Genomic DNA, 22,882 nt, shown 5'->3' with positions numbered 1-22,882 from the left:
TTTTTGAAATCACGCATCGCTATGCAACAAAATGAGCCAAACCCCCCAAAATTGTGATCATTGCTTGTTTTGGGTGAAATTATAGTTTCATTACATTTTCTCATTGTGATTGTGATCACTCTATGTTGGTGAAAGGTTCGCTACAGTGCATTTGTACCCAATAACTGATTAATGAGCTTATTGTTCATAAAATAAGCCACAATAAGGAGCGACTTATGTCTCAAGCTGTATTTCATTTAGGTGTTACTGAAGCTGATCTTAATGGTGCGACTCTAGCCATCATTCCTGGTGATCCAGCGCGCGTTCAAAAAATCGCAGAACAAATGGAAAACCCAGTATTTCTAGCAAGTCACCGTGAATACACGCTATACCGTGCCGAATTAGACGGTAAACCTGTTGTGGTTTGTTCTACAGGTATTGGTGGCCCTTCTACCTCTATCGCAGTTGAGGAACTCGCGCAGCTTGGTGTTCGTACTTTCCTACGTGTTGGTACAACTGGCGCAATTCAACCGCATGTAAACGTAGGTGACATGATCGTAACGACGGGGTCAGTTCGCCTTGACGGTGCGAGCCTGCACTTTGCGCCAATGGAATTCCCAGCAGTTGCTGACTTTGAAGTGGCAACTGCAATGAAAGCGGCAGTAGAAGAGTCTGGCGCTGCGGTTCACATGGGTGTGACGGCTTCAAGTGATACTTTCTACCCAGGTCAAGAGCGCTACGACACGTTCTCTGGTCGCGTTGTTAAGCGTTTCCAAGGTTCTATGCAAGAATGGCAAGACATGGGCGTACTTAACTTTGAGATGGAGTCTGCAACATTGCTAACAATGTGTGCGAGCTCTGGTCTAAAAGCAGGTTGTGTAGCGGGTGTAATCATCAACCGTACACAAAAAGAGATTCCAGATCATTCAACTCTGAAAGAGACGGAAGCTCGTTCAATTAAGGTGGTAGTAGAAGCAGCGCGTAAAATGCTGTAAGCCGCGATAATTGGCATTTTAAACAAACGGAAAAACCAGAGGCACGCCTCTGGTTTTTTTCTACCTATCTAAACCCACACTTAAAAATTAGGTATAAAAAAAGCAGCCTGTAACGCTGCTTTTGATCATTTTGAATTCTAGCTTTTATCGCTGATGTTAGATCTCGTCCGAGCCACCTGCGTCTTTAAACCAAGCCGTTAGGTGCGTTCTTAAGTCTTTAAGCTCATCAGGGCCAATCAGAGCTAGCCCCAAATCTTCTGCACGAGTAATGTCATTGTGACGAAGCGGTCGGAAGCTCACCAGCATTGCACGTGCTTGTAAACCACCTAGCAGATCTCTGAGGGATTCTAGCTTGTACAAGGTGTCATCGCCGTCATCTCGCATGCCTTTGGTTTTACACTCAATGATGTGGAGCTTGTTGTTTACCACCGTTGCAACATCCAACTCATTGCGTACTTCACTTTCACCAAGTTTGCGATAAACCTGAACATTCAAAGAGCGATCTTGAATCGTCGGCATTGTATCTTGAATTTGCTTGACCGTGCTGTGTACCAGAGTCTCTAACCATTCACCGTTTGAAAAGCGGCGTGCATCTTCATCTGCAAACGTTAGAACGCCATTCTCATAAGTGGCGATTTGCGCTTCCACTAAGTCCGAAAGCAGCATGTTGAGCTCACGGTAGCCTTGTTGCTTTTCAGAAAGCTCCACATCAAGTTTTTGCTCTTTGCGGCATGTGGTTGCAAGGTAGTTAAGAGTCGCTAAGCCTGGACCAAGCTCAAGCGCATTTGAGGCCCAGCGTTCACCAAGTTCATACAGTTTTTTATCAAGAAGAGGAGGTAAATCAACATGGTGGAACTCGCCGCGTGCGCCGAAGATGGTGAGGTAGTCAGCAATCGTAATGTGGTCTTCGACTTGAGTATCTTCTTTGCCATCTGGGTATAACCAGCAAAGCTTATCGCTACTTGGCTCAACCACAAAAATTGGCCAGCGATAGGTACGGAAAACCTCGTACACAGACAATAAGCGATGACGAAGACCGCAACTGGCGTTCAATTTCACATCTTCGCCGCGTTCATGGAGATCTTTTGCCAGTTTTTGAATCGCTTGTTTGATCAGCGAAGTATTGACGGCGGATGGGATTTCAAAAAATTCGGAAGTAATGTCTCGTTGCTCTAAAACGGCACTCAGTCGGTCAAATATATCTAACTGGCTCTTGTCTCCGATGAAGACGATATGTGTGCTTAGCGTACGATTATCTAATAGAGGAGTGACCAATCTCACTGGGTCTTGGTCGATAATACCAACATGAACAGCCATAGATTTTCCTTTTTATGAGGCCGCTCGAAAAGAGATGTGCAAGGGGATGAGCTGGCCATATTAATCATATGTAGACATGGCCGATAAAAAACAAGGGCGACTTAACAAAAAGTCGCCCTTATACAGTTGATTGCACTAATTAATGCTCAAATTTATAAATTATTTATAACTTAAAGCGGTGAACCAATTCATTCTGCTGATGAGCCAAGTGAGTCAGGGATTCACTGGTCTGTGCGATGCTCGACATAGCTTGGAAGCTTTCATCGGCGATACTATTGATATCTTCAATACTGCGTGCAATGTCTGCTGAGGTTTCACTTTGCTCTGCTGCCGCTTGCGAAATATGCGTACTCATTTGGCTGATTTCGATGATTAGCGCTTGAATCTCTTCCATTGAGCTGTTCGCTTTTGATGCTTGCTCAACAGACATCTCCATATCGCTCATGCAGCTTTGTATCACTTGATTTGCTGACTGAGAGCTGGATTGCAGATTACTGATCATCGATTCAATTTCAGTGGTGGACTGAGTGGTTCTGGATGCAAGCACACGCACCTCATCGGCCACTACCGCAAAGCCGCGACCTTGTTCGCCAGCGCGAGCCGCTTCAATGGCTGCATTCAATGCCAGTAGGTTAGTTTGTTCAGCAATGTTGCGAATCACATCGAGGATAGAACCAATTTGACCACTCATTTTTTGAAGTTCAGAGACAGCGGAAACGGATTCGTTCAAACGCGTTTCCAGTTGATTTATGGTCGAGATATTGCTGCTCATGACATTTCTGCCTTCTTCAGAGGCAGATTCGACACGCTGCACCATTTCTAGTGAACCTTGTGCACTTTGAGCGACTTCTTGCACTGAGTGAGACATTTCCGTCATTGCGGTCGCAACGTTTGCTGTTTGCTCGCGTTGTGAGCTTAATTTGCTTTGCGCTTGCGAAGACGTGCTTTCGTTTGTTGCTGCGGTTGACGATAGGTTCTCTGACGCTTCGTTGAGTTTCACTAAGATCTCGTGAAGACTGTCGGCGAGTGAGTTAATGTGTCCACTCACTCGGCTGAACTCGTTGTTATAGCGAATATCGATACGTTGCGTCATGTCACCTTCAGTCAGGCTTTCAAGCACTTTTAGAATACGAGTCAATGGCTCGCGAACGCTGTGCGCGATGTGGTAGCCAATCGCTGTGGCAAGTAGCACGACAACAACGCCAATGATGATGGCTTTCGTCACACCCGCAGAATAAATGTCACCGGCGTCTGCTAAAGATTCATTAAGTTTATCCGTTGCGGTTGTCGTAAATTTCTCAAGAATCGCCATGGTTGAATCAACTTTATTCGCTAGGTTGGCGATGTTGTTGTATAGCGCTGCACGAGCATTGAGGTAATTATTGTGCTGGTCTAAGACACCTCCACGCATTCCCACGTCGCGTGTGAATTGTTCTACCGACTCACCAAACGCTGTTTTTAGTTCAGGTAATTGAGTAACTAAACCACGGAAAGCATAGTTCAAATGAGTCACTGCTTTGCGGTTTTTGGTCACGGCTTGCGTAACAAACTCAGGATCAGAGCTGGCGAGGGCATCAGAGGTTATAACTTCCGCATCTTTTAGCTTAATGAAGTAACTCTTCGCCATGACTTTGACAGAAATGCTGGTTTGATCTGCCACATATTCTTTAAGGCCGACCGACAACTCGGTATTCAGCTTTTGGAAGCGACGTGACGATTTTTGCACTTTTTCTTGCGCAGCGAACATCGCTTCGTAGTTGTCCATGGCTTCAAGAGCTTCAGTAAAATAGCTCTGCTCTAACGTTTTTAACTGTGAAAACGGTTCGGCAAGAGAAGGATAGATTTGGCTCGCAGTTTCCAGTTGACCCAAAGTGGATTCGAAACGTTGTTGAGATCTAGCAAATTCCTGACGCATTTCATCCATGCGTTGTTTATTCTCTGTCGTCAGAAAATCTTTAAACGATTTGTCGGCAGAAAGCAGTTCAACACTGGTTTGGTTAGATAACGATACCAGTGGCAGGGATGATTTAGACACGGTGCCAAACTTCCCGTGAATATCACTCATTCCTCCCATCATAATGGCAATTGTGACGGCAAATAGGATGATGATCAGAGCAAAGCCCGCATACATCCTTTTAATAACTGAACCTCGCATAAGTGAGCTTCCTCTCCCAAAAATAGACAAGCTACCCAAGAATTTTGAGCTTACTTGGGTATAAAAATAATAATTGTCTTAAAAAAGTAACAAAATTCATTGGATTGTATTGAGTTTGTGACGCGCATTTTATGACGCACACGACAAAAAAAGCTTCGTTAATTAGCGTTTGATTAATAATGTTAAGTGAACACTGTTTTTATTGAGCTCCGCTTTTGGTTGGCGCATACTAATTGGGGTCTAATTACCTTTATAAAATGGAGTCCTCATGGCGGAAGAAACGATCTTTAGTAAAATTATTCGTAAGGAAATCCCTGCCGATATTCTTTATCAAGATGAGTTGGTGACTGCGTTTCGCGATATTAACCCGCGCACACCGAGCCATATTCTCATTATTCCGAATAAATTGATCCCAACAACGAATGATGTTGAAGCTGAAGATGAAGCAATGATGGGGCGTTTGTTCACTGTTGCTAAAAAACTGGCGAAAGAGGAAGGCATTGCGGAAGACGGCTATCGCCTGATCGTTAATTGTAACCCGCACGGTGGCCAAGAGGTTTACCATATTCACATGCACCTATTAGGCGGTCGTCCTCTAGGTCCAATGGTATTGAGCTAAGCTTTAAAAAGTGGGTGGCGCAGTTCACCCACTTCTTTTTCCTGTCGAATGACACATTTGTGGAGATAAATGTGAAACTAGGTGTAAAGCTGTTAGGGCTGATGAGCTGGGCTTTAATGGCCTCTGGCTGCGCGAATTTGTCTGCGGGCAATCTGTTTAGTCACTACAGCAACCAGAATCAAGAAGTTTATCAAGCCGTTGTTGCAGGGGAATATGCGAAAGCGAAACAACTTCAATCGAGCGAAGTGGGTGGCGAGATACTTGGCAACTTTGAAAAGGGCCGTATTTCTTTTCTTGCTGAAGATTACCCGACAAGTTTGAAAGCACTGGAAAATGGTGAGCGTGCCGTTCGTGTTCAGCAAGATCGCGCGACTATTTCTGTGTCAGAGACGGCAACGAGCGTCGGCTCCCTCGCAGTGAACGACAATCTCCAAGATTATCATCCCGCCGATTATGAACTTGGCTTTCTGCACCTTTATCTCGGGCTAAACTATTTACAGAAAAACGATTTGGAAGGGGCGCTTGTTGAAGTGCGTCGAGCCAATCAAGTTCAGGAAGCGGCAAGAAAGGCGCGTGAAAAAGAACTAAAAGCAGCAGAAAAAGACCTGAAAAAGCAAGGCATGTCTGCCAATTTAGGCAGTGTGTTGGCGAGCTACCCTGATGCTGGTAAAAAACTAAGCGCAGTACAAAACGGCTATTTGTTCTATCTTTCTGGCTTGTTATATGAAGCGTCACGAGATTTAAACAGTGCTTATGTTGATTACCGACGAGCACTCGCTGTGATGCCAGACAACAAACAAGTTGTTGAAAGCACGTTGTACGCCGCTAAGAAACTAGGCATGCGTGAAGACTTACGCATGCTAGAGAAACGGTATGGTAAAGCACCTTCTGGGTTAACTCAGTCTCAAGGTCGAGTCATCGTTATTGATGAACAAGGCGTTGTGGAGGCTTTGAAAGGTTGGCGTATTGATCTACCGATTTACGACAGTCGCGATAATGGGGCCATTTATTCGTTGGCGCTTCCTTATTATCCGAATCGGGGTGCTCAACGTTTTAGCGATGTGGTTTTAAATGGTCAGGTATTGCCTTCTAGCACGCTGACTGATGTTAATGCGATGGCACAAAACGATCTTAATGAACGTCTGACTACAATGGTGATCCGTCAAGCTCTTCGCGTTTGGGCAAAAGATCGAATCCGAAAAGAGGCGGCGAAAAAAGGCGATGATGTGGGTAACATACTTTTCAATGTATGGAACACATTGACCGAGCAGCCGGATACGAGAAGTTGGCAAACATTACCAGCGCAAGTGAAAACGGCATCAAAAGTCGTGAAACCGGGAACACAAAGTTTAAACTTGGGTGATCAAACCTATCAGTTTGAAGTGCCTGCACAGCAGACTACATTGGTATGGGTATCTCGTCAGGGAACACACTCAACCGTGTGGCATAAACAGCTAGGGAGACTGTAATGAAAGCATGGCTTATTTGTTTAGCAATGGCTATTGGTTTAGTTGGATGCGCCGAAAACACGGCTGGTATTCGAATTGATGGTCAAACGCAAAAAGTATTTTTTAATGATAACGTTTTGGGTAGTCGCTTATTAGTTGACAACATCACCACCACTTACGTTGATGATCGTCCACGTGGAGTGGTGCAACTAAGCAGTAACTATAAAGGTGACCAGCACATTCTTTACCGCTTCTATTGGTATGACAATAATGGTTTAGAAGTGAATACCAAGCCTGGCCCATGGCGCAAAATGATTGTGCGAGGGTTTGAGCAAGTCACGTTATCTGAAGTTACTGTGAATCCAAATGGCACCAAATTCCGTGTTCAAATTAGAGAAGCACAAGACAATTAATCTTAACGGCTTTGCCGAAGCTGCCGCGCTAACGATGCGCTGGTATTGAAAAACTAAGGAACTCTCATGAAAAAAAGTATTATTGCTCTTTTAGGTCTTGCCGTCATTTTGGGTGGCTGTTCTAACAAAGTCTCTTACGGCGATGCGCAAGCAACAGAAACCACAACTATCGATTTTGGCTCAACAGATTTACAAAAAATCGCGGCTGAAATGGTGGATAGCATGATGATGTCGGGTTCTGTAGCAGCAATTACTCGTGATCAACGTCCTATCGTTTTTGTTGAGCGAATTAAGAACAAGACCAGTGAACACATTGACACTGAATCCATTACCGACACTATTTCTACTAAGATGCTGAACTCTGGTAAGTTCCGCTTTGTTGATATGGACCGTGTTGAGTCTGTGCGTGAACAGCTTAACTTCCAAAACACGGATGAGCTGGTTAACCAAAGCACAGCGATCCAATTTGGTAAAATGGTGGGTGCGCAATACATGCTTTACGGTAACCTATCTAGCATCGTCAAAAATGCAGGTAGCGATAAAGATGTATACTACAAGATGACCATGCGCCTAATGGACCTAGAAACAGGTTTGATTGAGTGGGCGGATGAAACGGAAATTCGTAAAGCGCAATCGAAGAGCTTATTCGGTCTTTAATCGATACTGATGGAGAAGTCATCAATGGCATGGTTTTCTTGGCAACAAGCAAAACAGTTAGATCCGAGTCTTAATGCTCTCGATGGCTTCTTTACTGAGCCTCCGGTAAAAGTTCAAACCGTTACCGGGGGGCTAACCAACCGTTGTTGGCGGTTGGAATCCTCTCAAGGCCTTGTATACATCTGGCGACCGACCAGTAATGTTTGCAAGGCTTTTTCAATTTCTCGCCACAATGAATATCAAGTTCTGAATGCTATCTCTTCATTAGAAATTGGTCCTAAGCCAGTGTTTATCCACGAGCAAGGTTTACTGGTGGAATGGATCGAAGGGCAAGCACTTTCGGATGTAGGGCTACCAGTAAGAGATTTATTATCCATTGCGGCGACCATTCATCAGCACCCGATCAGTGCGCTCCCTTTGGTTCCATTTTCTTATATTTCTCGCATCGATCATTACTGGCTTGAGCTTGATGGTCAGTATGCGGATACGGAATTTGAGGCTCTATACATGAAGTGGCGCACGGAACCGAGTTTAGCGCCGTTTCCACTAGCTCTTTGTCACTTTGACCTGGGGTGTTACAACCTCGTTCGGGGAGAGAGTGGGGTGAAAGTCATTGATTGGGAGTATGCTGGTATTGCTGACCCTAGGCTTGATTTGACCTTGACTATTCAAGTCGCGGATGCGCCGGTGGAAGAGGTGGTGAAACAGTATTGCCAAATTCGAGGTATCGAAGATGCGTCTCTTTGGTTAAGTGGTGTACAGGCGTGGCAGCCAAGAACCCTAGTGATGGCTATGCTTTGGTATTTACTGGCCTATAAATTGTGGGGAGATGAGCAATACTTAAACAGTGCGTATGAGTTGAAAGGCTCATTGTGTATGGAAGATCACTGTTTTGAGAACTCGTGATATTTTCCCCTTTAACAGTAAGGAAATAGTGGTAGTTTTAATAAAAGTACCAGATACACACAGGGAGAGGTACACATGATTATTTACTTACACGGTTTTGACAGTACAAGCCCGGGTAACCACGAAAAAGTTCTTCAACTGCAATTCATCGACGACGACGTTCGTTTTATTAATTACAGCACTCTTCACCCAAAGCACGACATGCAACACTTGTTAAAAGAGGTGTCTAAAGTTATCGATCAATCTGATGATCCAAACCCGTTAATCTGTGGGGTTGGTTTAGGTGGTTATTGGTCTGAACGAATTGGTTTTCTATGCGGTATCAAACAAGTGATGTTTAACCCGAACTTGCACCCAGAAAAAACGATGGCTGGTCGAATCGATCGCCCAGAAGAGTACGAAGATATCGCAACAAAATGTGTTGATCAGTTCCGAGCGAAAAATCAGGCGCACTGCTTAGTGATTTTATCCAAAGATGATGAAGTGCATGACAATGCGAAAACTGCAGCTGAGTTAGAAAAATACTATCAAATCATTTGGGACGAAACGCAGTCCCACAAGTTCAAAAAGATCTCTCACCATTTACAAGCGATGAAGGCATTTAAAAATACTTAAGAGTGTTTGAGTGTGAACAGTAAAGCGGCATTTTTTATCGGCTGCTTTGCTGCGCCCCCCTCTTGTGAGTATGCCGAGTCCCTTTCTCTTTAAAGACCTCATTTTCTTGGTTTAGCGCTTAGAATATTGTGTTCTCCTTACCGTTTTCTTACTTCCATCCTATGTGGCACGAATACCTTGTTGTAGAGTAGTCGAAAAGTAGTCAATCCGTACTCGTCACACGGATTTTGGTTGCCTTCAAAGTACGTCTCTATATAATGAACCAGACTAAAATAATTTGATAAATATCAAAAAAAATTGAGAGCGAGTAATAAACTTGCCCAAAAATCTCTGGCGTCGTATGCGTACCAGACAAATATGCTGATTCCTAACAAGTTATTGATAGATAAAGAATAAAATTAGGCAGCAGTTTTTAATCCAAATAAATTGAGACACCTCTAAGAACCAAGAATTCATCGGTTGGATGTATGGCACAGCATGTCTGTGAACCATGTGTCGAGCTGAACCCCATATATTCATTTTTGTAGAGGAAAATCATTGTGACACGCATTATCGTTGTAGGCGGCGGTGCTGGTGGTCTTGAGTTGGCAACTAAGCTTGGCCGAACTCTAGGTCGCAAGAACCGTGCGCAAATTACGCTAGTAGATCGTAAAGCGAGCCACTTGTGGAAGCCATTATTGCATGAAGTTGCAACTGGCTCTTTGGACGAAGGGGTGGATGCTCTGAGTTATCGAGCTCATGCAAAAAACCACAGCTTCGACTTCCAAATGGGTAGCCTTCAAGACATCGACCGCGAACGTAAAGTGATCATCTTAAGTGAGCTTAAAGATGAGCATGGTGAGCTTCTGATGCCAAGCCGCGAGCTAGAATACGACATTCTGGTCATGGCGATTGGTTCAACATCAAACGACTTCAACACTCCTGGCGTTCGTGAGAACTGTATTTTCCTAGACAGTCCAGAACAAGCGCACCGTTTCCGCACAGAAATGAACAATGAGTTCCTAAAACTGCACGCGAAAAACGGTAATGGTACGGTGGATATCGCGATTGTTGGTGCTGGTGCAACTGGCGTTGAGCTATCTGCAGAACTACACAATGCCGTTAAAGAGCTGCGTACTTACGGCTTTGGCGATCTTGACTCTAGCAAGCTGAACGTCAACCTGATTGAAGCGGGTGAGCGTATTCTACCTGCGCTTCCTCCACGTATTTCGGCTGCTGCTCATCAGGAGCTGGTGAAGTTGGGCGTAAATGTACGCACGGCAACCATGGTGACTAAAGCTGAAAAAGATGGCCTCACCACGAAAGATGGTGAGAAGATCCCGGCACAAATCATGGTTTGGGCTGCGGGTATTAAAGCACCAGATTTTATTAAAGATATCGCTGGTTTAGAAACGAACCGTATCAACCAGCTGGTAGTGAAAAATACACTACAAACGACGCGTGATGATGACATTTTCGTTATTGGTGACTTAGCACAATGTACTCAGGCTGATGGTTCGTTTGTTCCACCACGTGCGCAAGCTGCGCACCAAATGGCAAGCCAAGCATTCAGCAACATCGTTGCGAAGATCAACGGACGCGAGCTGAAAGACTATGTGTATAAAGATCACGGCTCATTGGTGTCTCTAAGCCGTTTCTCTACCGTTGGTAGCTTGATGGGCAACCTAACCAAAGGGTCGATGATGGTAGAAGGCCGTATTGCACGTGTCGTTTATATCTCGTTATATCGAATGCACCTGATGGCGTTGCACGGCGTATTTAAAACCGGACTGATGATGCTCGTGGGCCGTATCAACCGAGTACTGCGTCCAAACCTTAAGCTTCACTAAGACGCCAAATTCACATCTACGCGGATTGCGCGGATGCTGTAGCTTCTAAATATAAAAAGCCACCGCAAGTCGGTGGCTTTTTATTTATGTTAGATCTGCCGGTAAAAGTGAGTACACAACGCCATCCTTAGGCTTACCATGAAAAATAAACCGGTTTCTGGCGATGGTTTCTTTTTGTGCACCGACTGACTCAATTAAGGTTTGGCTTGCTTCGTTGTCGGGGTCACAGACAATTTCCAGTCGAGTTAAACTCAGCTTTGCAAAGCAGAATTCAGCCAAGGCTCTAACGGCTTCTTGAGCATAGCCCTGTCGTTGATAGCGGTCAGCAACCCAGTAGCCAATACTTGCCATATTAAACGTGTGATATAACTCGTTTACGGCGGCCATTCCTACTAAAGTGTTACTTTGTCGTTCATAGATACCGAAACCGAAAGCTTCTGTTTTTACCCAGTTAAGTCGGGTTGCCAACAGGAAGTCCTGTGCATCTTTCAACGTAATGTTTTGATTACACCAATCTAGCCACTGGTGTAGGGAAGGGGATTCTGCAAGCAAACGTTGTAGTAAGTGAGCTTCTTCAGAAGGGATGAGCTTGAGCGCTAAGCGGGGCGCAATGATTTCAAAGTCTGGACTCATGAACTGATACGACTTCCATGTTGAGTGTAAGTAATTTGAAAACTGTCTATTTCATACTGTAACGCAGTTATTTTCCTTGCTCTGCGTTGGTTAGGAATAACTGAGGACATAACAGATAAAAACAAAGCGCAGCAAATGCTGCGCTTTGTTGAATCACTCGTGCTTATCGAACGCGACGAACTTGAATGATCATACCCATCAATGGGTTGTCTAGGTAATGAGTCTCACTACTACGCATACGGCGTTTTTGATCCATTCGATAGCTCTTGAGGAACTTTTCTTCTGTTATTGTAGGGGAGATTTCCGCCAAGTTACCCACTTGAACATTACCATCGACCTCACCTAAATCATCCGCCAGTTGCTCAGTTGAAGTTGGTTCAAAACGCACTTCTCTAACACTTGGCTCGCGCAGGTCTAGTGTCGTTTCAGCGAATAGATAATGCTGCACGTAAATTTGGAATCGGCCATCTAGTTCATACAAAGGACCGTTGACTGTCTCTTCACTGTAACCGTCAGTGGAAAATGTCTGAGTACTGCCATTGATTGGACTACCATCTGCGTGATAAGAATCAGAGAAATCTCGTCCACCAACAATACGGAAAATTGGGGCGCTAGATTTGCCTCGGTCACCTTGACGCCATGCTACGTGTTTAAGCACTTTAAACCCTGCGTGGTTGTTTAATGCTGCTTCTTGCGCATTCAGGCGGAAAGATGAGCGTGGCAGTAGTGTTACACCTTTAGAGCGACGGTATGATTCACTCTCTAAGCTGCCGACATTTTCCATATCGATTTTTGGCAGTTGATTCGGCCAAGATTCAGTGGTGCTTTCAGCGTCGACTGCTCGCTTGAAAATGATCACTTCAATATCAAATTGACGCTGTGCCCAAGAAGGCATTGAGACACATAGAAGCAATAACGGGATCAGTATTCTCATTCGACTATTAGCTCGTTGGTAATAAATTCTGTTTAAAATCATTCAGTAAGTCTTGAACAAACTGAATGCGTTTACGTCGGTCCGCCAATGGTACGCTAAACTTGAACTTAGTTGGACCTTCCATTGCAAATTTTTGCGGCTGTGATTGCAGCAGTTTAACCAAATACGCTGGATTTATGTCAGCATCAGGGTAAAACTCGATAAATCCGCCTTTATCATGGGCTTCTATCTTTTTCGCTTTTAGGCTACCAGCCGAAATTTTCAATTCTGAGACAGCAAGTAAGTTCTTCGTCGCGTCTGGAAGCAGTCCAAATCGATCGATAAGTTCCACTTTGAGCTCTGAGAGTTCTTCACCACTCGTAACGCTCGCAATACGTTTGTACATCGACAGTCGTGTATTCACATCCGGGATGTAATCGTCTGGCAAGAGCGCTGGGATTCGCATTTCAACTTCAGTTTGTTCACGAAGCAGCTCGTCCAAAGAAGGTTCTTTACCTTCTTTCAATGCTTGGACTGCTTGTTCCAGCATTTCCATGTACAGTGTAAAACCAACCGATTGAATTTGCCCACTTTGCTCGTCACCAAGCAGTTCACCAGCCCCACGGATTTCCAAGTCGTGAGTTGCTAGAGTAAAGCCTGCGCCTAAGTCTTCCAGTGAAGCAATCGCATCAAGACGCTTGATAGCATCTTTGGTCATGGCTTTTGGATGTGGCGTTAATAAGTAAGCATAGGCTTGATGATGAGAGCGTCCAACACGGCCACGCAATTGGTGCAGTTGCGCTAAACCAAGGTTGTCTGCACGATCCATAATAATGGTATTCGCCGTTGGTACGTCGATACCGGTCTCGATAATAGTTGTACACACCAACACATTAAAGCGCTGATGGTAGAAATCATTCATGATGCGCTCCAGTTCGCGCTCACGCATTTGACCATGTGCCACGGTAATTCGTGCTTCAGGAATCAGCTTTTGCAAGTCTTCCGCGGTTTTCTCGATAGTCTCTACCTGATTGTGCAGGAAGTAAACCTGACCACCACGCATGATTTCACGCAGTACCGCCTCACGGACCACAGATTCTTCTCTTTGACGAACAAAGGTTTTGATGGCTAAACGACGCGCTGGAGGTGTCGCGATGATCGACAGATCGCGCATGCCACTCATGGCCATATTAAGAGTACGTGGAATTGGTGTTGCGGTGAGGGTAAGAATATCCACATCCGCACGCATTGCTTTGACTTTTTCTTTTTGACGAACTCCGAAGCGGTGTTCCTCGTCAACGATCAACAAACCTAAATCTTTGAATTTAATGTCGCTTGAAAGCAGCTTATGCGTACCGACGACAATATCGACTTTACCATCTGCAACGTCTTGCAAAATGACTTTTTGTTCTTTGGCAGACTTAAAGCGAGACAGTACTTCAACTCGGATTGGTAAGTTAGCAAAACGGTCACGGAAGTTTTCGAAATGCTGCTGAGCAAGCAGAGTTGTCGGTACGAGTACGGCGACCTGTTTACTGTTATCCGTTGCGACAAATGCTGCACGCATAGCGACTTCCGTTTTGCCAAAGCCCACGTCACCACACACTAGGCGATCCATCGCTTTTGCTTGGCACATGTCTGACAAGACGGCATTGATGGCCATCGCTTGGTCATCCGTTTCTTCAAATGGGAACGTTGCTTTAAACGTTGCGTATTGCCCACGATCTAGCTCAAATTTGAAGCCCGGTTTTAATTCTCGTTTAGCGTAAACATCCAGCAACTCAGCCGCGACATCACGCACTTTTTCTGCCGCTTTACGACGTGCTTTTGCCCAAGCCTCGCCACCCAATTTATGCAGTGGTGCACTTTCTTCAGCACCGCCTGAATAACGGCTAATAAGGTTTAGTGATGAAACTGGTACGTAGAGCTTGGCATCGTTTTGATACTCAAGGGTGACGTATTCCGTTTTCATGCCACCGGCTTCAAGTGTTTGTAAACCGATGTAGCGGCCAATACCGTGATCAATATGAACCACTGGTTGACCGGGTTTTAGTTCCGCAAGGTGGCGAATAACGGTGTCACTGTTGACTGCTTTTTTATCTTTGCGGCGTCGCTGGATAACGCGGTCACCAAGTAGATCACTTTCACAGATCAGAGCGAAGTTCAGCTCTTCGTGAATGAAACCATGCTCTGCAGCGCCTAAGATCAAACTGAAGCGATCACCCGAATCTAGAGCTTGGTAAAGTGAGCCATGTACGACTGGGCGAACTTTGATGCCTTGCAACAGTTCCGTTAGTGCTTCGCGACGACCTTCTGACTCTACCGAGAAAACAATTTTGCCGCTGAATTGCTCACTGAATTGACGAAGACGCGAAAGCGGTTCTTTATTTTGTTGCTGAACGCCAAGCTCGGCTAACGATTGTACTGGCAGGTTTTGACGACCAGCACGCTTCACCACTTTCTCTAGGCTCAATTGAGCCATAGGGAGCTGTTTTAGTTGGCTGAAGAGTTCGTCTTTTTTCAGCCAAAGTTGTTCAGGAGTCAAAAGAGGACGTAGTGGATCCACTTTTTTCTGGTCGTACCGATATTCGACATCGGTTAAAAAAGTATCGACCGCAGATTCAATATCACCATATGTGATGACTTGAGAGTCTTCTGGCAAATATTCAAATAAAGTCTCGGTATGGTCAAAAAACAGCGGTTGCCAATACTCAATACCAGCGGGCCAAGTGCCTTTGGTCACTTGCATGTAGATCGATTCTGGCTCTCGGCGTGCTTCAAATTGGGTGCGCCAACGTGTACGAAAATCCTCAATCGCTTCTTTAGTGGTTGGGAATTCATGTGCAGGCAGCAATTGGATTTTCTGAATATCGTCGATAGAGCGTTGGTTCTCTGGATCAAACGTGCGAATGGTATCTATCTCATCATCAAAGAAGTCGATGCGATACGGGTCATCGCTGCCCATAGGAAAGAGATCCAGAATCGACCCACGGCTCGCGTATTCACCTGGCCCAAATACTTGGTCTACGTGGCGGTAGCCCGAATTTTCAAGTTGTACACGTAGTTTCTCAAGCGAGAGTTGATCGCCGGTTTTCACCATTAAGGTATGTTGCAATAGAAAATCACGTGGCGACTGTCGCTGCAGCACCGTACTGACTGGCACGATGGTAATGCCATTACGTTGGTTTGGCAGTTGGTATAGGCGCGCGATACGCTCAGAGATAATTTCTTGATGCGGAGAAAAGTTATCGTAAGGCAGCGTTTCCCAATCAGGGAACAGGCTTACTGTTTGGTCGGTGAATTGTTCAATCTCCGCTTGAAGCTTTAAAGCGATTTGCGGGTCAGGCACGACGAGTAGCGAGTGACTCGAATGCTGCTTGGCTATTTCAGCAATAGCGAGAGGTAGAGCCGCGCCCGGTAAATTACCTAGCTGTTTTTTGTCGCCACGCTCAGAAGGATTGGTGACGGAAAGAATCGTTGCTTTTGTCATAGGAGTTATTTTTTATCTCGCTCCATCGAGCGCTGACGTAAAAGTTTTTGTTGTTGATATAGTGCCGCCTTTATCAGCAAATCTTGGTCAGATTCACGTAGCATCTTATATCTAAGAGTGATAATGAAATCTTGCTCTGAAGCATCACATTCTTCTACTTGAGCGTAACCGTAAATCGCTGCAGCAGGATGATCGAGAAACAGTTTAACACGAACGAGTTGTTGGGCAGATAGAGCTGTATCTGAACGGTAACTGAGTTGGCTGGCGCCAAACTTCGTGGTTTGGTATCGAATGGAGGCGTCATCTTGTTGTGAAAGCATAAAGCTCAACAAGAGGTTAAGTTTCGCGTTTTGCGTATCAAGCAAGTTAATCACATGTTTTAAATCTTTGTTTTTTAGCTCTAGACGTGCATTGTCTGCCAACATATCTAGATGGCTAAATTCGCTGGCAACAATAAACGGTGCTGGAATTTCGGAGACAAAGGTTTCTTCATCGGGCAAAGCAAAATCCGCACTCAACGTTTCGACGTTGATAGTGAGATTATGATGGACGGTAAAGTATTCTTGCTCTGTCATATAGTCGGTCCTTTTACCAGCGAGCGCTCCCTGTTCACTCAACAAACAAAGAGAAGTAGGGCACTGATTATCGCTAACTGAATGAAGTTATCAAGTTTACCTGATTTGTCCTTGAACTTTTTGCCCTAAATACAGACTTATTGCATGTCGTTGACAAATTTAGCGATTCTCTTGTCTTCTTAATGAGAAGAGTAAGGTAAGATAATCTGCTAAAGCTTTATATCAAAACAACCAGTTGGTTTGTCTTATATGTATCATCCTATCTCATTATTTATTGGTTTGAGATATCTTCGGGGACGCTCTGGGGATAGGTTCAGCCGATTTGTTTCTTATATGTCGACGGCGGGTATTACGATCGGTGTAATGGCGTTGGTGACGGTTCTTTCTGTGATGAATGGGTTCGAATCGCAGTTAAAAGAGCGCATTTTAGGTGTGCTGCCTCACGCTGTTGTTTCACAACACGATGGAAAAACGCCGTTGACTGAGTCTGCCCCTTCATTTGTTCAAGCGATGTCGAGTGAATCTGAACCGGAGCCTATCGTTCGTGGAGAGGCTGTAATTCAGAGTTCTGCGCAACTGACGGCAGGTTACCTCATTGGCATTGAACCAAAGAAAGGCGACCCGATTAGCAACCATTTGATTGCTGGGCGATTATCGTCACTTCAAGCGGGCGATTACCAGGTCTTTTTAGGTCATAGTTTGGCGCGCTCTCTAAAGGTATCAATGGGGGATAAAGTGCGCTTAATGGTGACCAACGCGACGCAGTTTACCCCACTTGGCCGTATTCCTAGCCAGCGCAATTTTACTGTCGCTGGTATTTTCAATACGGGATCGGACGTTGATGGTCAATTAATGATTGTTAACATGACGGATGCATCTAAGTTGATGCGTTTTCCGAAAGACACGGTTTCTGGTTGGCGTGTCTTTTTCTCTGATCCATTTATGGTGACGGATTTTGCTGATCAACCCATGCCTGACGGGTGGCAATGGAGTGATTGGCGCGAACAGCGTGGTGAGCTTTTCCAAGCGGTGAAAATGGAAAAGAACATGATGGGACTTATGCTAGGTCTAATTGTGGGCGTTGCTGCATTCAATATTATCTCCGCCTTAATCATGGTGGTGATGGAGAAACAATCAGAAGTCGCAATATTGAAAACTCAAGGCATGACTCAATCTCAAGTGATGACCATTTTCATGGTACAAGGGGCAAGCAGTGGTGTAATTGGCGCGATTGTCGGTGGCGCTGCGGGCGTGATCTTGTCACTTAACCTGAATGCGATTCTTGAATCTGCCGGTGTGGCGCTATTCAGTTTCGGTGGTCATCTACCTATTTTGATTGATTCACTGCAAATTCTTTTAGTGGTGGTGTTGGCGATTGCTCTTAGCCTCGCTGCTACGCTTTATCCTTCTTATCGAGCATCTTCTGTTAAACCTGCTGAGGCACTTCGCTATGAATAAGCTATTAGAATGTCGTGATATTCGTAAAGTCTACCGAGAGGGGTCGTTAGATACGGAAGTGTTGAAAGGCGTAAGTTTCGATATCGATAAAGGGGAGCTGGTTTCTATTGTTGGCTCTTCTGGTTCCGGAAAAAGTACCTTATTGCATATTCTAGGGGCGTTAGATGACGCAACTCATGGTGAAGTTGATTTTCTAGGGCAAAACTTATCGGCTTTAAGTTCGAATAAACAGGCGGCTTTACGCAACAAGCACCTTGGTTTTGTATATCAGTTTCATCATTTGTTAGCTGATTTTACTGCGCTTGAAAACGTGGCGATGCCACTGATGATTGGCGGCGCTAAAGTAACGGATGCAAAACAGGCGGCTAAAGCGCTGTTAGATAAAGTGGGTTTGAGTCATCGGATGCAACACAGACCCTCTGAGTTATCGGGCGGTGAGCGTCAGCGTGTTGCGATTGCGCGTGCATTGGTGAATAAGCCTGATCTTGTTTTGGCCGATGAACCTACGGGGAACTTAGATCATAATACGGCACTGTCTATCTATGATTTGATGCGCGAGCTCAATAAAGAGTCAAACATTGCATTTTTGGTTGTCACGCATGATAAAGAGCTGGCGGCGAAAATGGATCGTCAAATGCACATGCAAGATGGTTTGCTCGTAGATCGTTTTGTGACTGATACAGCATCTGCGGAGGGCTAATTTTGTTTTCATCTTTAGCATTGATGATTGGTGGTCGCTTCAGTCGAGCGAAAAAGCGCAACAAGATGGTGTCTTTCATTTCGCTTTCTTCAACGATTGGCATTGCGGTTGGTGTAGCCGTGATCATTATCGGTCTTTCTGCAATGAATGGCTTTGAGCGCGAGCTGCAATCGCGTGTGTTGTCAGTTATTCCACACGGTGAGTTGGAAGGCGTTAATGGCCCGCTTCATAACTACACCCAAACGATGAATCAAGCCCTAAACCATGAAGATGTTGTTGCGGCAGCGCCGTACGTTCGTTTTACGGGGTTAGCAGAAAAAGGCAGTAAGCTAAAAGCGATAGAAGTTCGTGGCGTAGAGCCTACTTTCGAGCAAGCGGTGTCGAGCTTATCGAATTTTATTGACCAAGAAGCTTGGCAAAACTTTTATGCCGGTCAGCAGCAAGTGATCTTAGGCCGAGGTGTCGCAAACGAGCTAAATGTCGACGTGGGGGATTACATTACGTTGATGATTCCGCAAACCGGCGGCGCAAACAAAGTGCAGGCTCCCAAGCGTGTGCGCGTGAAGGTGTCAGGGTTCTTAACGTTGAATGGCCAAATAGACCACTCTTTAGCGTTAGTGCCATTAGCGGATGCTCAGCAGTACGCAAGGTTAGGGGAAGGGGTCACTGGTATTTCACTAAAAACGGATGATGTTCTCAATGCGCCTTCTATTGTTCGTGAGGTAGGTAGCATGGTGGATGTTTACGTGTATTTGAAAAGCTGGCAGCAAAAGTTTGGTTTTTTGTATCGCGATATACAACTCGTGCGCACTATTATGTACTTGGTGATGGTACTGGTGATTGGCGTGGCGTGTTTTAACATTGTGTCTACGCTGATGATGGCAGTGAAAGATCGAGCCGCAGAAATTGCAATTTTGCGAACTATGGGAGCAAAAGATAGCCTAATCAAACGTATCTTTGTTTGGCAAGGAGTCTTCTCTGGTGTATTTGGCAGTCTCGTCGGCAGTGTTATCGGTGTATTAGTGGCATTAAATCTAACCCCGTTAATAAAAGGGCTAGAAAGTTTAATTGGTCATCAGTTTTTATCGGGTGATATTTACTTCGTCGACTTCTTACCATCACAGTTACACTGGCCAGACGTAGCATTGGTGTCGGTGACGGCGATAGTTTTGAGTTTGCTTGCAACGTGGTATCCCGCTTCTCGCGCCGCGAAGTTAAATCCAGCAGCGGTGCTGAGTTCTAAATAACCAACCGTTTTACAATACGAGAAAAGCAAAAAAGGACCGAACTCGGTCCTTTTTTGTATTTATCCAACTTGAGCGACATCGTGTTTCATTCTAACTGTTAGGTGGCCCTCAACTGATAGCGCAAATGCTGATTTTTATGCAGTAACGTCTTATCTTATTTTGCGTTTCTGCCAGCTCCGAACCACTGAGTAGCGCCAAAGCCCTCTAATGCCGAAGTAGCCAATAATCGCGGATACGACACCACAGATAGCACAGCCTAATAAGAATGGAGGGCCAATAGTGCTCATCTGTTGCATGATGAATTCCCATGAAAGTTCAAAGTGGAAAGGTTGCGGAGGAACATGCATCACTAAAGCGCCAAGCTTATACGCAAAATAAAATAACACAGGCATGGTGATAGGGTTGCTTATCCATACCAAAGCGACGGAGAGAGGTAAATTGACGCCAAGCATGATTGCCAAACCTGCAGCCATGATCATTTGGCTTGGTAGCGGAACAAATGCCATAAATAACCCGACAGCAAAAGCCCCGGACGCAGAGCGACGATTTAAACACCACAAGTTCGGGTTGTACAACACATTGCCGAAGACCTTCAATGCTTTTTGGCGTTTGATCAATTCATGATCTGGCATGAAGCGTTTTATCAGCTTTCTAGGCATAGGACAGCATGACTCTCTCAGAAAAAAGTTGGACCTTGGCGTTATTTGTAGCGAGCGTAATTTCGTCAGCTTGGTGGCCGACAATACCAGATTGGCGTTGGCTGCTGCTGGGAATAATAACCACTGGCTCAATAATCAAATTACGTCGTGGCTTAATTAGCATAGGCGCAATTGCGGGCTTTATGGTTGTCATCGTCCACGGCAATGTATTGGAGTCTCAGAGACAAGCCCTTTTTCAAGCAGGGGAGAATATTACCATAATTGGTAAAGTTGACAGCCCTTTTACGCAAATAAGTCACGGATATGAAGGCATTGTGGCTCTAAAAAAGGTAAATTCTCAAACTCTGTTACCTTTTCTTAAACCTAAAATCCGTCTTATTACGCCTTTTCCACTCGATGTTAACAGTGAGTTTACGACATCCGTCTCGTTAAAGCCGATTACAGGCCTACGCAACGAAGCTGGTTTTGACGCCGAAAAGCACGCAATGGGTAAAAGTATTATCGCACGCGGTGTTGTTAACAAGGATGTTACCTGGATTATTCGTTCTACTACATCTTTGCGCCAAGCCATTATCGCTGATGTTTCGGAGGATGTGTCCTCCCTTCATCATTTCTCGTTAATAAATGCGTTAGTTTTTGCCGATCGCTCTTGGTTATCTAAGGAGGATTGGCAAGCACTCAGAGACAGTGGTTTACTGCACTTGGTCTCGATTTCGGGCTTACATATTGGTATGGCGTTCACTTTTGGGCTAGTGGTGGGCGGTGCCATTCGTTATGCGTTACCTCAATACCAGCTATTGCCTAGCTTATGTGGGCTGATGTTTGCCGTTGCCTATGCTTGGTTAGCGGACTTCTCATTACCTACTACCCGCGCGGTGTCGGTATGTGTTATTTACGTCGTTCTCAAATATACCTTAGTGCACTGGGCTTCCTGGCGGGTACTTTTGCTCGCGGTAGCGCTACAACTGCTTGTTCAACCTTTTGCATCGTATAGCATGAGTTTTTGGTTATCGTATTTGTCAGTTTGCGCAGTGTTGTTCGCAATCAATTTGATTCGGCATCAAAACGGGGGCTGGAAGGCGAAGTTAAAAGTGTTATTGCTTACTCAATTGATGTTGAGTGTGTTAATCGTGCCTATTAGTGGCTATTACTTTTCTGGTTTCAGTTTGTCATCAATTGCATACAACTTGGCGTTTATTCCTTGGTTCGGATTTATCGTTGTGCCTTTGATGTTTCTGGCCCTGTTCTCATCTTTATTTCTTGAAATGATAGCAAAGCCTCTGTGGCAGTTGGTGGACTGGTCATTGCAGCCATTGAGCACGTCAATACAGTACGCGATAGGCTCCTGGCAACCCATTAGTATAGAAATGACAGGGTTGATTCTGACGGGAATTGCTTGCTTGGTGTTTCAACGATTCATGTTTCAGTACGCGTGGTGTTTGTTACTTGGCATTGTAATTAGTATTAAGCTCACATCGGAATATGGTCAGCAACATTGGCGCATTGATGTACTAGATGTGGGCCATGGCCTTGCGGTGATTGTAGAAAAAGGCGATAAAGTGTTGCTCTATGACACAGGTAAAGCATGGCAAAATGGCAGTATTGCGGAGCAGGTCGTCACTCCGGTCTTGCATCAACGAGGTTATGAAAGCATCGATACGATGATCCTCAGCCATTCCGACAATGACCATGCAGGAGGGCGCTTGTTCATTGAAGATGCCTTTTCGCCACAGCGCAAACTCAGTAGCCAAAACTTTATCGGATATGAGTCTTGTACTCGCGGCGATCATTGGAAATGGCAAGGGTTAAATATAGAAGTACTTTGGCCTCCTGCTCTTGTTCAACGTGCATATAATCCGCACTCCTGTGTGCTACGTCTTACCGACCCTATTTCTACGTTCAGTATGCTTTTTACTGGTGATATTGAGACCATTAGCGAGTGGATCTTGCTCAGGGAGCCTGAAAAGTTAAAAAGTGATGTGATGTTGGTCCCTCATCATGGTAGTAAAAGTTCGTCGAATCCTCGCTTTATTGAAGCGGTAAACCCGAGTGTGGCCGTTGCTTCTTTGGCAAAAAATAATCAATGGGGAATGCCGGCAGAACATGTTGTTACAGCATATCGCAAGCTTGACATTACTTGGCTTGATACTGGGGAATATGGTCAGGTAAGCTTCTCTATTCACCGTGATAATTGGCGCTCAGAAACCAAACGTAGCGATACATTTGAGCCTTGGTATAGGCAGATGCTGCGTAAGGGAGTAGAATGAGAGTCTT

19 protein-coding genes are annotated in these 22,882 nt (G+C 45.0%); 12 read left to right on the top strand and 7 right to left on the bottom strand.

All coding sequences use genetic code 11. The annotated features are described in order from the left end of the window. The first annotated feature begins 215 nt into the window (after positions 1 to 215). Positions 216 to 974, top strand: a complete 759-nt coding sequence (udp, locus tag F7Y48_RS02705) for a uridine phosphorylase (protein ID WP_012842006.1) — start codon at positions 216 to 218, stop codon at positions 972 to 974. 156 nt (positions 975 to 1,130) lie between these two features. Here the strand turns inward: udp and F7Y48_RS02700 are convergent, their stop codons facing one another. Both F7Y48_RS02700 and F7Y48_RS02695 read right to left on the bottom strand, forming a co-directional pair. Then, a complete protein-coding gene (locus tag F7Y48_RS02700) occupies positions 1,131 to 2,291 on the bottom strand; it encodes a DUF1887 family protein (protein WP_005390608.1) in 1,161 nt (386 codons plus the stop codon). A 163-nt stretch (positions 2,292 to 2,454) separates the two neighbouring features. Then, on the bottom strand, positions 2,455 to 4,446 hold the full coding sequence (locus F7Y48_RS02695; protein WP_316680698.1) for a methyl-accepting chemotaxis protein: 1,992 nt from the start codon (positions 4,444 to 4,446) through the stop codon (positions 2,455 to 2,457). A 268-nt stretch (positions 4,447 to 4,714) separates the two neighbouring features. Here F7Y48_RS02695 and hinT point away from each other — a divergent pair, with 268 nt between their 5' ends. The 7 genes from hinT to F7Y48_RS02660 all read left to right on the top strand — a co-directional run bounded on the left by hinT (position 4,715) and on the right by F7Y48_RS02660 (position 10,933). Next, positions 4,715 to 5,065 (top strand): purine nucleoside phosphoramidase, encoded by a 351-nt coding sequence (gene hinT, locus F7Y48_RS02690; RefSeq protein WP_005390611.1) that lies wholly within the window; start codon positions 4,715 to 4,717, stop codon positions 5,063 to 5,065. Between the two features lie 71 nt (positions 5,066 to 5,136). Next, positions 5,137 to 6,534 (top strand): COG3014 family protein, encoded by a 1,398-nt coding sequence (locus F7Y48_RS02685; RefSeq protein WP_104974316.1) that lies wholly within the window; start codon positions 5,137 to 5,139, stop codon positions 6,532 to 6,534. Next, on the top strand, positions 6,534 to 6,926 hold the full coding sequence (locus F7Y48_RS02680; RefSeq protein ID WP_005390620.1) for a YcfL family protein: 393 nt from the start codon (positions 6,534 to 6,536) through the stop codon (positions 6,924 to 6,926). The genes F7Y48_RS02685 and F7Y48_RS02680 overlap by 1 nt, the downstream gene beginning before the upstream one ends. A 66-nt stretch (positions 6,927 to 6,992) precedes the next feature. Next, complete coding sequence (gene lpoB, locus F7Y48_RS02675) at positions 6,993 to 7,583, top strand: penicillin-binding protein activator LpoB (RefSeq protein ID WP_005378467.1); 591 nt, start codon at positions 6,993 to 6,995, stop codon at positions 7,581 to 7,583. 24 nt (positions 7,584 to 7,607) lie between these two features. Next, positions 7,608 to 8,489 (top strand): thiamine kinase, encoded by an 882-nt coding sequence (gene thiK / locus F7Y48_RS02670; RefSeq protein ID WP_316680692.1) that lies wholly within the window; start codon positions 7,608 to 7,610, stop codon positions 8,487 to 8,489. Positions 8,490 to 8,564: 75 nt separating this feature from the next. Continuing rightward, positions 8,565 to 9,104, top strand: coding sequence for an alpha/beta hydrolase YcfP (ycfP, locus tag F7Y48_RS02665; protein ID WP_012842003.1), 540 nt, complete (start codon positions 8,565 to 8,567; stop codon positions 9,102 to 9,104). 539 nt (positions 9,105 to 9,643) lie between these two features. Further along, positions 9,644 to 10,933, top strand: a complete 1,290-nt coding sequence (locus F7Y48_RS02660) for an NAD(P)/FAD-dependent oxidoreductase (protein WP_006742157.1) — start codon at positions 9,644 to 9,646, stop codon at positions 10,931 to 10,933. Positions 10,934 to 11,017: 84 nt separating this feature from the next. Here the strand turns inward: F7Y48_RS02660 and F7Y48_RS02655 are convergent, their stop codons facing one another. The 4 genes from F7Y48_RS02655 to F7Y48_RS02640 all read right to left on the bottom strand — a co-directional run bounded on the left by F7Y48_RS02655 (position 11,018) and on the right by F7Y48_RS02640 (position 16,544). Then, positions 11,018 to 11,566, bottom strand: coding sequence for a GNAT family N-acetyltransferase (locus tag F7Y48_RS02655; RefSeq protein ID WP_005390628.1), 549 nt, complete (start codon positions 11,564 to 11,566; stop codon positions 11,018 to 11,020). A gap of 163 nt (positions 11,567 to 11,729) precedes the next feature. Continuing rightward, positions 11,730 to 12,500, bottom strand: coding sequence for a peptidoglycan binding protein CsiV (locus F7Y48_RS02650; RefSeq protein ID WP_074191059.1), 771 nt, complete (start codon positions 12,498 to 12,500; stop codon positions 11,730 to 11,732). Positions 12,501 to 12,507: 7 nt separating this feature from the next. Next, positions 12,508 to 15,969, bottom strand: a complete 3,462-nt coding sequence (gene mfd / locus F7Y48_RS02645; protein WP_316680689.1) for a transcription-repair coupling factor — start codon at positions 15,967 to 15,969, stop codon at positions 12,508 to 12,510. Positions 15,970 to 15,974: 5 nt separating this feature from the next. After that, positions 15,975 to 16,544: a hypothetical protein gene (locus tag F7Y48_RS02640; protein ID WP_006742154.1), complete on the bottom strand. Its 570-nt coding sequence runs from the start codon at positions 16,542 to 16,544 to the stop codon at positions 15,975 to 15,977. A gap of 249 nt (positions 16,545 to 16,793) precedes the next feature. Here F7Y48_RS02640 and lolC point away from each other — a divergent pair, with 249 nt between their 5' ends. From lolC to lolE, 3 genes are read left to right on the top strand one after another with little or no spacing between them, the layout of a single operon-like run. Beyond that, positions 16,794 to 18,002: a lipoprotein-releasing ABC transporter permease subunit LolC gene (gene lolC, locus F7Y48_RS02635; RefSeq protein ID WP_316680687.1), complete on the top strand. Its 1,209-nt coding sequence runs from the start codon at positions 16,794 to 16,796 to the stop codon at positions 18,000 to 18,002. Next, entirely contained in the window at positions 17,995 to 18,702 is a 708-nt protein-coding gene (gene lolD / locus F7Y48_RS02630) for a lipoprotein-releasing ABC transporter ATP-binding protein LolD (protein ID WP_046874713.1), read from the top strand. The genes lolC and lolD overlap by 8 nt, the downstream gene beginning before the upstream one ends. Before the next feature lie 2 nt (positions 18,703 to 18,704). Next, the gene (gene lolE / locus F7Y48_RS02625; protein WP_258508144.1) at positions 18,705 to 19,949 is read left to right on the top strand and encodes a lipoprotein-releasing ABC transporter permease subunit LolE; all 1,245 of its coding nucleotides are present in this window, start codon (positions 18,705 to 18,707) and stop codon (positions 19,947 to 19,949) included. Between the two features lie 149 nt (positions 19,950 to 20,098). Here the strand turns inward: lolE and F7Y48_RS02620 are convergent, their stop codons facing one another. Further along, complete coding sequence (locus F7Y48_RS02620) at positions 20,099 to 20,608, bottom strand: DUF2062 domain-containing protein (protein WP_005390643.1); 510 nt, start codon at positions 20,606 to 20,608, stop codon at positions 20,099 to 20,101. Between the two features lie 8 nt (positions 20,609 to 20,616). Between F7Y48_RS02620 and F7Y48_RS02615 the strand changes: the two genes are divergently transcribed. Then, positions 20,617 to 22,875: a DNA internalization-related competence protein ComEC/Rec2 gene (locus F7Y48_RS02615; RefSeq protein ID WP_237283739.1), complete on the top strand. Its 2,259-nt coding sequence runs from the start codon at positions 20,617 to 20,619 to the stop codon at positions 22,873 to 22,875. Positions 22,876 to 22,882: the final 7 nt, after the last annotated feature.

Source organism: Vibrio sp. 2-1-2a, assembly GCF_032648565.1.
Taxonomy (GTDB): Bacteria; Pseudomonadota; Gammaproteobacteria; order Enterobacterales; family Vibrionaceae; genus Vibrio; species Vibrio diabolicus.
The sequence above is the reverse complement of the archived record's forward strand: the minus strand, read 5'-3'. Positions and strand labels throughout refer to the sequence as shown.